The organism is Sphingomonas sp. Leaf34 (assembly GCF_001421805.1).
In the GTDB taxonomy this organism is placed as follows: Bacteria; Pseudomonadota; Alphaproteobacteria; order Sphingomonadales; family Sphingomonadaceae; genus Sphingomonas.
Genome location: NZ_LMLC01000004.1, coordinates 240,492 through 253,185 on the forward strand (window position 1 = coordinate 240,492; position 12,694 = coordinate 253,185).

General features: G+C 65.8%; 13 protein-coding genes. 4 read left to right on the forward strand and 9 right to left on the reverse strand.

The window, feature by feature from the left end:
- Positions 1-406 precede the first annotated feature (406 nt).
- A complete protein-coding gene (purL, locus tag ASF00_RS12575) occupies positions 407-2,635 on the reverse strand; it encodes a phosphoribosylformylglycinamidine synthase subunit PurL (RefSeq protein ID WP_055879508.1) in 2,229 nt (742 codons plus the stop codon).
- Between the two features lie 185 nt (positions 2,636-2,820).
- Here purL and ASF00_RS12580 point away from each other — a divergent pair, with 185 nt between their 5' ends.
- Positions 2,821-3,219 carry a DUF1842 domain-containing protein gene (locus ASF00_RS12580; protein ID WP_055879511.1) on the forward strand — a complete coding sequence of 133 codons (399 nt, stop codon included), beginning with the start codon at positions 2,821-2,823 and terminating at the stop codon, positions 3,217-3,219.
- A 304-nt stretch (positions 3,220-3,523) separates the two neighbouring features.
- On the opposite strand, the gene map is transcribed toward ASF00_RS12580, so the two are convergent.
- Entirely contained in the window at positions 3,524-4,351 is an 828-nt protein-coding gene (gene map, locus ASF00_RS12585) for a type I methionyl aminopeptidase (RefSeq protein WP_055879516.1), read from the reverse strand.
- 51 nt (positions 4,352-4,402) lie between these two features.
- On the opposite strand from map, the gene ASF00_RS12590 reads away from it, so the two are divergent.
- Entirely contained in the window at positions 4,403-5,161 is a 759-nt protein-coding gene (locus tag ASF00_RS12590; RefSeq protein ID WP_055879520.1) for a competence/damage-inducible protein A, read from the forward strand.
- A 13-nt stretch (positions 5,162-5,174) separates the two neighbouring features.
- On the opposite strand, the gene ASF00_RS12595 is transcribed toward ASF00_RS12590, so the two are convergent.
- The 3 genes from ASF00_RS12595 to ASF00_RS12605 form a co-directional block, all read right to left on the reverse strand.
- Positions 5,175-5,594 carry an HIRAN domain-containing protein gene (locus ASF00_RS12595; RefSeq protein ID WP_055879522.1) on the reverse strand — a complete coding sequence of 140 codons (420 nt, stop codon included), beginning with the start codon at positions 5,592-5,594 and terminating at the stop codon, positions 5,175-5,177.
- 192 nt (positions 5,595-5,786) lie between these two features.
- Positions 5,787-6,143, reverse strand: coding sequence for a hypothetical protein (locus ASF00_RS12600; protein ID WP_443024411.1), 357 nt, complete (start codon positions 6,141-6,143; stop codon positions 5,787-5,789).
- An 89-nt stretch (positions 6,144-6,232) separates the two neighbouring features.
- On the reverse strand, positions 6,233-7,021 hold the full coding sequence (locus tag ASF00_RS12605; protein ID WP_055879530.1) for a metallophosphoesterase family protein: 789 nt from the start codon (positions 7,019-7,021) through the stop codon (positions 6,233-6,235).
- A gap of 158 nt (positions 7,022-7,179) precedes the next feature.
- Between ASF00_RS12605 and ASF00_RS12610 the strand changes: the two genes are divergently transcribed.
- Entirely contained in the window at positions 7,180-8,172 is a 993-nt protein-coding gene (locus tag ASF00_RS12610) for a M48 family metallopeptidase (RefSeq protein WP_055879533.1), read from the forward strand.
- Here the strand turns inward: ASF00_RS12610 and wecC are convergent, their stop codons facing one another.
- Both wecC and wecB read right to left on the reverse strand, forming a co-directional pair.
- On the reverse strand, positions 8,173-9,453 hold the full coding sequence (gene wecC, locus ASF00_RS12615) for a UDP-N-acetyl-D-mannosamine dehydrogenase (protein WP_055879535.1): 1,281 nt from the start codon (positions 9,451-9,453) through the stop codon (positions 8,173-8,175).
- Positions 9,437-10,600, reverse strand: a complete 1,164-nt coding sequence (wecB, locus tag ASF00_RS12620; RefSeq protein ID WP_055879538.1) for a non-hydrolyzing UDP-N-acetylglucosamine 2-epimerase — start codon at positions 10,598-10,600, stop codon at positions 9,437-9,439. Before wecB ends, wecC begins: the two co-directional genes overlap by 17 nt.
- A gap of 152 nt (positions 10,601-10,752) precedes the next feature.
- Here wecB and galU point away from each other — a divergent pair, with 152 nt between their 5' ends.
- Positions 10,753-11,625, forward strand: coding sequence for a UTP--glucose-1-phosphate uridylyltransferase GalU (gene galU / locus ASF00_RS12625; protein ID WP_055879542.1), 873 nt, complete (start codon positions 10,753-10,755; stop codon positions 11,623-11,625).
- 55 nt (positions 11,626-11,680) lie between these two features.
- Here galU and ASF00_RS12630 read toward each other — a convergent pair whose 3' ends face one another.
- Both ASF00_RS12630 and moaB read right to left on the reverse strand, forming a co-directional pair.
- The gene (locus ASF00_RS12630; RefSeq protein WP_055879545.1) at positions 11,681-11,956 is read right to left on the reverse strand and encodes a hypothetical protein; all 276 of its coding nucleotides are present in this window, start codon (positions 11,954-11,956) and stop codon (positions 11,681-11,683) included.
- 207 nt (positions 11,957-12,163) lie between these two features.
- Positions 12,164-12,691, reverse strand: a complete 528-nt coding sequence (gene moaB / locus ASF00_RS12635) for a molybdenum cofactor biosynthesis protein B (RefSeq protein ID WP_055879548.1) — start codon at positions 12,689-12,691, stop codon at positions 12,164-12,166.
- Between the last annotated feature and the right edge of the window lie 3 nt (positions 12,692-12,694).

A 12,694-nucleotide genomic window follows, 5' to 3' on the forward strand; every position in this document is an offset into this window, starting at 1 on the left:
GCATGGCGTCGGGTGACGGCGTTGGAGTGGGTGAGGGGAGCGGCGGTGCCATTCCGGCCTGCTCGCATAGCCGGGGCGCGTAGGACAGCGTGATTTTGGGTTTGCGGGGGCGTCCGGTCGCTGTGCGCACCGTCAGGACGGGTTCTGGGGGGCGCGGTTTTCTTGTTCTCCCGCGAAGGCGGGAGTCCAGTCTGGGCCCCCGCCTTCGCGGGGGAGCAAGGCGCGGTTCGTGCTGGGCGTCCGTGCTCCACAACCGCGACCACCCCGGCGAAGGCCGGGGCCCAAATGGGAAGGCTTTAGTAAGAATGGCAGCGCGAGGTTACTGCGGCCATTCCAATTGGGCCCCGGCCTTCGCCGGGGGGGCGTTCGTGTTTGGGGGGCTCTAATTTACCCGCCCCCGACCCCATCAAGCGAGCGCGGCGTCGACGCCCATCAGCTTGGGGAAGAAGCCTTCATGCGCGGTACGCAGCGTCTCCAGCGCGATGACGTCGTCGCGGTCGGGGCGCTCGAAGATCAGGCGCTTGCCGCCGGTACGACCCAGAGGTTCAGCCTCGACGTCGGCCGCATGCGCGGCGCCGAGGAAGTCGAGCAGCGCGTGATCCTCGACGGTGACGATGTAGACGCCTTGGTCCTCGGCAAAGAACGCGCGCGCGCAGTCGAACGGCTGCTTGCGGTCGATCATCGCGCCGATGCCGCCCGCGAGTGCCATCTCGGCGAGCGTCACCGCGATGCCGCCGTCGGAGACGTCGTGGACCGCAGTCAACTGGCCGAGGCTGATCGCTTCACGGATCAGGTCGCCCACGCGGCGCTCGGCCGCGAGATCGACGGGCGGCGGGGGGCCGGCGTCGAGCTGCTCGCGGCCATGGCACTCGCGCAGCCACAGCGACTGGCCGAGATGCCCGCCTCGCGTGCCGACCGCGAGGATGATGTCGCCCGAGCCCTTGAACGCGATCGTCGCATTCTTCTGCCAGTCCGCGAGCAACCCGATCGCGCCGATCGCGGGAGTCGGCAGGATCGCCGAGCCGCCGCCGGTGGCCTTGGATTCATTGTAGAGCGAGACGTTGCCCGACACGATCGGGAAGTCGAGCGCGATGCACGCGTCGCTCATCCCCTCGAGGCAGCCGACGATCTGGCCCATGATCTCGGGCCGCTGCGGGTTGGCGAAGTTGAGGCAGTTCGTCACCGCCAGCGGCAGCGCGCCGACCGCGGTGAGGTTGCGCCATGCTTCGGCGACCGCCTGCTTGCCGCCCTCGACGGGGTCGGCAAAGCAATAGCGCGGCGTGCAGTCGGTGGTCATCGCCAGCGCCTTCTGCGTGCCGTGGACGCGGACGACCGCGGCGTCGCCACCGGGGCGCTGGACGGTGTCGGCGCCGACCATGTGGTCATACTGCTCCCAGATCCAGCGGCGCGAGGCGATGTCGGGCGAGCCCATCAGCGTCACCAGATCGGCGGCGATGTCGTTGCTGTGCGGCGCGTTTTCGAGCGGCGCGGGCTTGGGCGTCGGCACGTGCGGGCGATCGTAGAGCGGCGCCTCGTCGGCGAGCGGCCCGAGCGGAATGTCGCAGACCGTCTCGCCCTTGAACGTCAGCACCATGCGGCCGGTGTCGGTGACCCGGCCGATGACCGCGAAATCGAGCTCCCACTTCCTGAAGATCGCCTCGGCCTCGGCCTCGCGGCCGGGCTTGAGGACCATGAGCATGCGCTCCTGGCTCTCGCTCAGCATCATCTCGTACGGCGTCATGCCAGTCTCGCGCTGCGGCACGTCGTCCATCGTCAGCTCGATGCCGACGCCGCCCTTCGACGCCATTTCCACCGCCGAAGAGGTGAGGCCGGCGGCGCCCATATCCTGGATCGCGACGATGACGTCGGTCGCCATCAGCTCAAGGCAGGCCTCGATCAGCAGCTTTTCGGTGAAGGGATCGCCGACCTGGACGGTCGGGCGCTTGGCATCCGAATCCTCGCCGAAGTCCGCGCTCGCCATCGTCGCACCGTGGATGCCGTCGCGACCGGTCTTGGAGCCGACATAGACGATCGGATTGCCGATGCCGCTGGCGGCCGAATAGAAGATCTTGTCCTGATCGGCGATCCCGACGGTCATCGCGTTGACCAAGATGTTGCCGTCATACGCGCTGTGGAAGTTCACTTCGCCGCCGACGGTCGGCACGCCGACGCAATTGCCGTAGCCGCCGATGCCGTGGACGACGCCCGAGATCAGGTGGCGCATCTTCGGGTGATCGGGCCGGCCGAAGCGCAGCGCGTTCAGGTTGGCGATCGGCCGCGCGCCCATCGTGAAGACGTCGCGCAGGATGCCGCCGACGCCGGTCGCCGCGCCCTGATAGGGCTCGATATAGGACGGGTGGTTGTGGCTCTCCATCTTGAAGATCGCCGCCTGGTTGTCGCCGATATCGACGACGCCGGCATTCTCGCCCGGGCCGCAGATGACGCGGGGGCCCTTGGTGGGCAGCTTCATCAGGTGGATCTTGCTCGACTTGTAGCTGCAATGCTCGGACCACATCACCGAGAAGATGCCGAGCTCGACCATGTTCGGCTCGCGGCCGATGGCGCGCAGGACGCGCTGATATTCTTCGGGGGACAGGCCGTGGTCGGCGACGATCTGCGGTGTGATCTCGGTCATGCGGGGGCAGATAGCGGCGGCGAGGGGCCGCGTCACCCTTTGTGCGTCAGATTCACGCGAAAGGTCACGGCCAAGTCCAGATGGCTTCGCCGCATTCGTTTCGGACCCAATCTCGCTGGACTCGCCAGTCGCGCTATGAGGAAATCCACTACAGGACCAGCAAGGATCCACAGGAGGAACTATTCATGACCGAGTCGGTGGGGTTTTATCAAGTAAAGCTGCAGGTTCAGCACGCCGGGTTCGCCGGTGCGCCGGTACTTCATCTCGATCTGGGCGTGAATGCCGTAACCGGACAGGTTGCCGGATCGGCGCAGATCACGCAGGCGCTGCCGCCACCTTATGGAACGACGATGATTCCCTATATCACGGGTGCGATCCTGCACACCGGCTTCGGACAGGACACGCTGCTCGTGCATCTTACTGGGCAATATGTCGTGTCGGTGCCGCCGCCCGCAATCGGATCGTATCTCGCCCATTTCAGCGCGGCGCTCGCGGTGACCAAGGACTGGAACGGCAAGGGATCGTTCGACTATGGCGGCCACGTCATCACCGATTGCACGGTGAAGAACGTTTCGACCAGTTGACGCCGATTCGGGTCGATGGCGTCGTGACCCGACAACGACAAGCAGGGCCAACGTGGTCGACGTTCATTGCCAGCGGAGCGAATAGGCTACGCGGGTGGATAAATCGCGCGCTGTTTCATTACCGGAAGAGACGAGCGCGGCCAGCGTGTGGTTGGCCAAGGCGCAAAGCTCCGCGGGAGATGGGGCCGTTCCAGTATTCCGTCATCCTGCCGAAAGTCAGGATGACGGAAACCAGGCGATGCGCGGCAACGACGGCGTTTGTAGCAATGCTACCCGCCGACGTAACGACCGGCGCTAGCGCCGCTCAGACGTAGGGCGGCTGCGTGTAGCCCTTGGGGCTGAGCGTGAAGATGTCGCAACCGGTCTCGGTGATGCCGATCGAGTGTTCGAACTGTGCGGACAGCGAGCGGTCCCGGGTGACCGCCGTCCAGCCATCGTCGAGCAGCTTCACGTCGGGGCGGCCGATGTTGATCATCGGCTCGATCGTGAAGATCATGCCCGGCCGCAGCTCGGGGCCAGTGCCGGGCTTGCCGACATGGACGACCTCGGGCGCGTCGTGGAACAGCCGGCCGACGCCGTGACCGCAGAAATCGCGGACCACGCCGTAGCGGTGCTTCTCCGCATGGCGCTGGATCGCGTTGGCGACATCGCCCATGCGGTTGCCGGGCTTGGCCTGCTCGATGCCGAGCATGAGGCATTCATACGTCACCTCTACGAGGCGGCGTGCCTTGATCGGGACGTCGCCGATCAGGTACATCCGGCTCGTGTCGCCGTGCCAGCCGTCGAGCAACGGCGTGACGTCGACATTGACGATATCGCCCGATTTCAGCGCCTTGTCGCTCGGGATGCCGTGGCAGACGACATGGTTGATCGAGATGCAGACGCTGTGCGTATAGCCACGATAGCCGAGCGTCGCAGGCACGCCGCCGCCGGCGATGATGAAGTCGTAGATCAGCCGGTCGATCTCGGCGGTGGTGACGCCGGGCACCATGTGCGGAACGATCATGTCGAGAGTCTCGGCCGCGAGCCTGCCCGCCTTCATCATGCCCTCGAACGCGGCAGGGCCGTGCAGCTTGATCGCGCCAGTACGCGCGTCGGGCTGGTCGGAGGTGACGGTTACATATTCGGTCATGCCGCGCGATATAGCGTAGCGACGGCTCTTTTGCGAGGCTATGCGGGGGGCATGGCACAAGAACGCATCTGGACCGCCGCGCTGACGATCATCGGTGACGAGATCCTGTCAGGCCGCACGCAGGACAAGAACGTCGCGCAGATCGCGTCCTGGCTCAATGTGCAGGGCATCCGCCTCGCCGAAGTGCGCGTCGTCGCCGACAAGACCGAGGCGATCGTCGAGGCGGTCAACACGCTGCGCGCGCGCAACGATTATCTGTTCACGACCGGCGGGATCGGGCCGACTCACGACGACATCACGGTGGATGCGATCGCCGCGGCGCTGGGCGTCGCGGTCGAACATCATCCGCGCGCGATGGCGGTGCTGGAGGCGTATTACGCGACTCGCGGCGGGCTGACCGAGGCGCGCGCGCGGATGGCGCGCGTACCGGTCGGCGCGGACCTGATCGACAACAAGGTGTCGGGCGCGCCGGGCATCCGCGTCGGCAACATCTTCATTATGGCGGGCGTGCCGCACATCACCGCGGGAATGCTCGACGCACTGACCGGGACGCTCGAGGGCGGGCGCCCGGTGGTGTCGAAGACGATCGGTTGCTGGGTGGCGGAGAGCGAAGTCGCCGACCTGCTGCGCGACGCCGAGAAGACGCATGAAGGCGTCGCGATCGGCAGCTATCCGTTCTTCCGCGACGGGCGGACGGGTGCGAACTTCGTCGTGCGGAGTTCGGACGAGGCGCTGGTCGACCGCTGCATGGCCGATTTGACGCGCGATCTCGAAGCGACCGGGCGAATCGTCAGCGCACAGGGGATCTAGCGCGGCGCGCGATTCAGGCTCCCCATTCGGGGCCTTCGGGATCGGGATAAAAGGCGTCAGGATCGAACGCGGCGGTGCGGCCGGGCGCGGGTGTTTCCGCCTCGCTTGGACGGGGGAGCGTCGGCATGCCGCCGCCAAAGCGGAGGCGGAGATAGCCCATGCTGCCGACCAGCGCCTGGAACACCGCGACATACCCCTCCTGCTGCATCCGCCGGCCGATCAGCGGTGCGCGCTCGGCGGAAAGATATCCCATCTGCACACCGCGTTCGCTGAAGACCGCCACGGCATTGGCGTCATGCGGGTTCTTCGGCTCGCGACGGAGCTCGACCGGTTCGCCCGGTGTGCAGAGCATCAGCTCCATCCGTCGGTTGCTCCCGCTCCGGTCTGCGTTGGGAAAGTCGATCCCGACCACGGTAAGCGTCAGTTCGTCCACGCCGTGTCCTTCGATCCAAACGCGTCGTCTGGCACCCGACGCGCCGAGCAGAATCGGCGCCCAACGCATGCGCGTGTCTGCGGAGCGGACCCCACCGAGCGGACCTTCCGATGCGCTGCCGGCGAGTGACGGAGTCCGGGCAAAAAAATAGCGGCCCGAAGACCGCTATTTCCTTCAACGAAGTCGTTAGACTTAGTTGCTGTCCGAGTTGTCGTCGTTGTCTGCAACGATGACGATCCCGGCTACGACTGCAGCCGCTGCCAGGATGGCAACGATGATGCCGCCGCCAGCAAGCTCGTTCTTCTTTGCCGACACCGAACCGGTGCGAACCGACTTCGAAACCGACAGGTTGGCTGCTGGATTTGCTGCCATGGCCGGAGCAACTGCCATCGTGGCGGCTGCTGCGGTCAGGATGTACTTCCCAAGACGCATGATGAACTCCCTTTGTGCTCGTCGCGCTGCCAATGGCACGAAACCAGTGACATGGCAACCAACGTAACCGGTAAGGAACGGAAGCGTTCCCCACTGTTGCGGCAGTGCAACATGCATCTGCCATTGCGCTCTATAGCGGCTGCCCGAAATTCGAGAAGGGGGCGTGGCGCTCAGATGTGATAAATACCGGCTGAAACAGCGCGGATCTAGGTCGAAGCATCTTCAAGGCTCGGTCCGGCGGTCTGAAGATGCCAGACATCGCTGCCTTCCAACCCCAGAGCCGTAAGCTTGCCGGACTTGTAAGCGCCGGTATCGACGCCGATCCGGTGCGTGCGATGCTCGATGTCGTCGGTCATCGTATGGCCGTGGACGATCGTCTTTTCCAGCCTGGTGCGATGGTCGAGAAACGGATCGCGGATCCAGCGCAGGTCGGCCGTGCGTTGACGGTCGAGCGGGGCGTCGGGGCGCACCCCGGCGTGGACGAAGGCATAGTCGCCAATCACGATCATGTCCTCGAAGTTGCCGACGAATGCGCGATGCTCGCTCGGGACGAGATCGGTAAGACGATGGACGAGCTCCTCATAGTCGAGCCGCTCATATTCGGTCGATTCCATACCGTAGCTGAGCACGGTCTCACGCCCGCCGATTCGGCAGAACAGCCGCAACGCCTTGGGTTCACCGTCGAGCGCGCCCAGAAATATCTCCTCGTGATTGCCGAGCAGACATCGGACGTTGCCGCGAGTCGCGGACAGCGTGCGCAACCGCTCGATCACCGCCGCCGAGGCGGGACCACGATCCACCAGGTCGCCAAGGAAGATTAGCAGGGTGTCGGCTGGGCCGCGTTCGGCATCGTCCGCGTCGATCAGCGCGATCAACTCGTCGAGTAGGTCGGCGCAGCCATGGATGTCGCCGACCGCATAGACGCGCTGGCCTTCGGGCACGGAGGGGGCTGACGCCTTGGCAGCGGTGCGAGACTTGAAAAGCTTTGAAATCATGAAGCCGAGATGTGTGCAGTGCGGTATCGAACTGCAATACCACGGAGGTGTGGCGCGTACCGGGTTACGCGGCAGGTCGCAACGTTCGCGCGCCGACCCGTGGCCGCGACCAGCTTTGCGCGCATGACGCGGTCGCCGGACGCGGCTAATGCAAGGCTATGACGCTTACCGCCCGGCTGTTGCCGCTTCTCCTGCTGACCGCCGCTGCACCCGCCCCGGAGGCCGCGCCGCCCCCTGCGTTCTTCGAGGCTCTGCGGACTGCGGACCTGCGGCTGGCGACGATCGCGTACCGGCTGACGACCGCCAATGCGGCGCTGTGCGACCGGGTTCAGCCGCAGATCGGCATGCCGATCCACGCGTTGACGCAATATGGCCCGGCAGCGCGTGGACCGGCGGCGACGGCGTTCGGATTCGAGTCGCTGATCGGCGTCGAGGCGGTGGTGGCGGGCGCGCCGGCAGATCGCGCCGGGATTCGCGCGAACGATTCCCTGGCGGCAATCGGCGATGTCGCATTGCCGGGCTTGCCCGCTGCCGACGCCCCCGAGAACGCGGCGAGTCGCGACATCGCCGAAGCGACGATCGCCGATGCCACGCCGAGTCGGCCGCTGCGGTTGACGGTGCTGCGCCAGGGACGCCGACAGACCATCGCGGTAAACCCGGTGACCGGCTGCCGATCGCGGTTCGAGATTCTGCTCGGCAGCGGGCTTGACGCGAGCGCCGACGGATCCGTGGTGCAGATCGGCGAGCGGTTTTTCGAGGGCTATACCGATGCCGAAATTGCGGTCGTCGTGGCGCATGAACTCGCGCACAACATCCTGCGGCATCGCACGCGGCTGGATGCCGTGAAGATCAATCGGGGGCTGCTCGCGGAACTCGGGCGCAACGGCCGCCTGATCCGCGAGACCGAAGACCAGGCCGACCTGCTCGGGATCTACCTGCTCGCCAATGCCGGTTATGATCCGATGTCCGCGCCCGCGTTCTGGCGGCACAAGGGTGGCACGGTTGATGGCGGGCTGTTCCGCAGCCGGACGCATGCCTCGTCGAAAGCGCGCGCCGACACGCTGGACGCGGTGGCGCGGACGATCGCCGCCACCCCGGCCCGGCCCCTCATCCCGCCGGTCGTGGCGACCCGGAACGAGCCGCTTCGCTGACTATCGCCGATCGGGCGACGCGCGGGGCTGATCCGGCCAGATTCCGCGTGTATCGAGCACCAGTTTGTCGGCGCGCTCTTCCAGAGGGATCGACTTGAAGACGTCGTGATCGACCAGCACGACCATGATCGGACAGGTCTCGATCGCGGTATCGACATCGATCAGCGTCGCGCCGCTATGGGCCAGCGCCGCGGGGAGCGTTCGGGCATAGGGTTCGACGATCCGGACCCGGTCGCCGAAAGCGTTTGCGACGGCCTGCGCGACCTTCAGCGCGGGACTCTCGCGGAAGTCGTCAATATTCGCCTTGAACGCGAGGCCGAGGCACGCGACCGGTGCGCCGGGCATCGAGTCGACCAGCGCCGCGACCTGCGCGATGACGTGATTGGTCTTGCCGTCATTGACCTCGCGCGCGGTCCGGATCAGGGGCGTCTGGTCGGGCGCGGCATGGACCAGGAACCAGGGGTCGACCGCGATGCAATGCCCGCCGACGCCGGGGCCCGGCTGGAGGATGTTCACGCGCGGGTGACGGTTGGCGAGGCGGATCACCTCCCACACATCGACGCCCATCGTGTCGGCGATCAGCGATAATTCGTTGGCGAAGGCGATATTGACGTCGCGAAACGCGTTCTCGGTCAGCTTGGTCATTTCCGCGGCGCGCGCGGTGGTGGTGACGCAGGCGCCGCGGACGAAGCGGCGGTAGAAGGTGAGGGCCTTTCGCGCGCACCGCGGCGTGATCCCGCCGATGACGCGGTCGTTGTCGATCAGCTCGACCAGGATGCGGCCGGGCAACACGCGCTCCGGGCAATAGGCGATCGCGATATCCGCCTGCTCACCCGCGCGGCCGGGCACGCGGATATCCGGGCGGAGCCGGGCCAGCAGGTCGCGCACGCGCTCGGTGGTGCCGACCGGCGAGGTCGATTCGAGAATGATCGTGTCGCCGGCCTTCAAGACCGTGGCGATCGTCGTCGCGGCATCGAGGACATAGCCGATGTCGGGCGCGTGATCGTCGTCGAACGGCGTCGGCACCGCGATGACGAAGACGTCGGCAGGCTCGATCACGGTCGAGGCGCGCAACGTACCACGCGCCACCACGCCCGAGACGAGCCCGTCGAGATCGACCTCCTCGATATGGACGCGGCCCGAATTGACGGTTTCGACCACCGACTCGGTTACGTCGACGCCAAGCACGCGCGCGCCGGTCCGCGCGATTACCGCGGCGGTCGGCAGGCCGATATAGCCGAGCCCCATGACGACGACGGTGAGTTCAGTCTCGGTGAGCATGCGCGGCGGGTCCCTGTGCGTTGGCGGGGGTAAGCAGATCGGCGATGATCGTCGCGATCCGTTGGGCGGCATGGCCATCGCCGAACGGATTGTGCGCGCGGGCCATCGCCGCATAGGCTGGTTCATCGTCGAGGAGCGCGACGATCTCGGCAACGATGCGATCTTCGTCGGTGCCGATCAGCTTGGCGGTGCCCGCCGCCACCCCCTCGGGGCGCTCGGTCGTCTCGCGCATCACCAGCACGGGCTTGCCGAGTGCGGGCGCTTCCTCCTGCACGCCGCCCGAATCGGTCAGGACGATGTTCGCCATCCCGAGCGCGCGGACGAAGTGCGGATAGTCGAGCGGTGCGATCCGTGCGACGTTCGCGCGTTCGCCCAGGATGGCGTCCATCACCGACACTACATTGGGGTTCGGATGAACCGGAAACAGCACCGCCACGTCGTCCCGCTCGGCGATGCGGCCGATCGCGCGTGCGATCGCGGCCATGCCGTCACCGAAATTCTCACGGCGATGCGTCGTCACCAGGATGATCCGCTTGCCCGCGAACCGGGCGGCGATGTCGTCGAGGCCGGCGGCAAGCGCGGGATCGGCGGCAACCCGCGCGCTGGTCCAGTGCAGCGCGTCGATCACGGTATTCCCGGTGACGTGGATCGTGTCGGGTGCGATCGTCTCGCGGCGGAGCGCCTCGGCCGACGTTTCGGTCGGCGCGAGGTGGAGCGCGGCGATCGGTGCGACGATCCGGCGGTTCACCTCTTCGGGCCAGGGATGATAAATATCACCTGACCGCAGTCCCGCTTCGACATGCGCGACCGGAACCTTGCGATAATAGGCGGCGAGCGCGCCGGTCATCGCGGTCGCGGTGTCGCCCTGTACGATGACCAGATCGGGCGATTCGGCGTCCATCACGTCGCCAAGCCCGGTCAGGAGCCGCGCGGTCAGGCGATCGAGCGTCTGGCCGGGCTCCATCAGGTCAAGATCGATGTCGGGCGCGAGATCGGCGATTGCCAGCACCTGGTCGAGCAGCCCGCGGTGCTGCGCGGTGACGCAGGTCCGCACCGTCACGTCGGGAAGCGCCGCCAATGCCCGGATGACCGGGAAGAGTTTGATCGCTTCCGGGCGCGTTCCGAAGATGACGAGGATCTTTTGCATGTAACGCCTCTAGCGCAGCGTGCTTAACGGCGCGCTAAACGATCGTAGCAATCTGCACCTTGGGTGCGGGGCAATCTGCACCCTGGGTGCGGGGAGATTTGCACCTGTGGGCAGGGGCGGATAGTGCCGTGACATAGATATTGGAGTTTCGAATGACCATCAAACCGCTGCGTAAGGCCGTCTTCCCGGTTGCAGGATTGGGTACGCGCTTCCTCCCCGCCACCAAGGCGATGCCGAAGGAAATGCTGACGGTCGTCGACAAGCCGTTGATCCAATATGCCGTCGAGGAAGCACTCGAGGCGGGGATCGAGCAGATCATCTTCGTCACGGGCCGCAACAAGGGCTCGCTGGAGGATCATTTCGATATCTCCTACGAGCTAGAGGATACGATGAAGGCGCGCGGCAAATCGCTCGATGCGATCAGCCATATCCGGATGAAGCCGGGTTCGCCGGTCTATGTGCGCCAACAGGAACCGCTCGGTCTCGGCCATGCGGTATGGTGCGCGCGCGAGATCGTCGGCGACGAACCCTTTGCCGTGCTGCTCCCCGACGAATTGATGGTCGGGACGCCCGGCTTCCTCAAGCAGATGGTCGAGGCGTATAATCAGGTCGGCGGCAACGTCATCGGCGCACTTGAGGTCGCCGATTCGGAGACCGATAAATACGGCATCATCTCGCCGGGGGCGATCGACGGGCGCCTGACCGAAGTCACGGCGCTGGTGGAAAAGCCCAAACGGGGTAGTGCACCGTCCAACCTGATGATCCCCGGTCGCTATATTCTCCAGCCCGAGGTGATGCGCATACTCGAAACGCAGGAGAAGGGCGCAGGCGACGAGATCCAGCTGACCGACGCGATGGCGCAGCTTATCGGTGTCCAGCCGTTCCACGGCTTTACCTTCGACGGCCAGCGCTATGATTGCGGCGACAAGGGCGGGTATATCCAGGCCAATCTGGCGATTGCCTTGTCGCGCGATGATATCGGCCCGGGTGTCCGCGCGTTTGCCGAGCGTTTGTTGGCGAAATGACCGGGCTCTAGGGCGGCGGCGGCACCGGTACGGTGCCGCCGCCGCCCGCGGCGCGTCACTTCTGCGCGACCATCACCGTCGTGGACTGGACCGTGGTCTCGGCCATCGTCGTCTTCGGCATGTCGAGTCCGTCGGCGCTCCACTGCGTCGCGCTCTTGCACGTCTTGCGCTGGAGGTGTGTGCCGGTGACGGCCGGATCGGTCAGGCAATATTTCTGCGTCTTTGCATCGTATTTCAGTGCCGTGGTCGGCTGTGTTTCGCCGGCGAGGGCCGGCGCAGCGGTCACGACCATGGCGGCGGCGATGAAGCTGTTCAGGATGAGCGATGGCATGATGGCGTCCTTCGGATCGTTGGTGTCGCACCCCTGATCGGGTGCATGACGACCAATGCATCGAGTGTGCCAGTTTCCTAATACGGCGATACACGCACGCAGCGGGCTCGAATCATGCGATATTCTTGAGGCTGACCGTTTTGCACCGGAAGCGGTGTTCCGATCGCAACACCATGATTTGGTGCCATGTACGGGGTATTGGTGCTTTTAGCGTTCCAGCAACCGCGGCATCAGTTCGACGAAGTTGCAGGGGCGATGGCGGCTGTCGAGCTGGTCGCGCAATATGCCGTCCCAGCCGTCCTTCACCGCGCCGGTCGAGCCGGGCAGCGCGAAGATATAGGTGCCGTGCGACACGCAGGCGCAGGCGCGCGACTGCACGGTCGAGGTGCCGATCGTCTGGTAGCTCAGCATGCGGAAGAGTTCGCCAAAGCCGGGGATCATCTTCTCGGCGACCTGCTCGATTGCCTCGGGGGTCACGTCGCGCCCCGTCACGCCGGTGCCGCCGGTGGTGATGACGCAGTCGACCTCGGGATCGCCGACCCAGGCGTGCAGCCGCGAGACGATCGTCTCGACATCGTCCTTCTCGATCCGGCGATCGGCGAGGATGTGACCCGCCTCGGTCAGCCGCGCGACGAGAGTGTCGCCCGAGCGATCCTCGGCGAGGCCGCGCGTGTCGGACACCGTCAGCACGGCAATCCGTACCGGCAGGAACGTCCGGCTTTCATCGATCGGCATGAA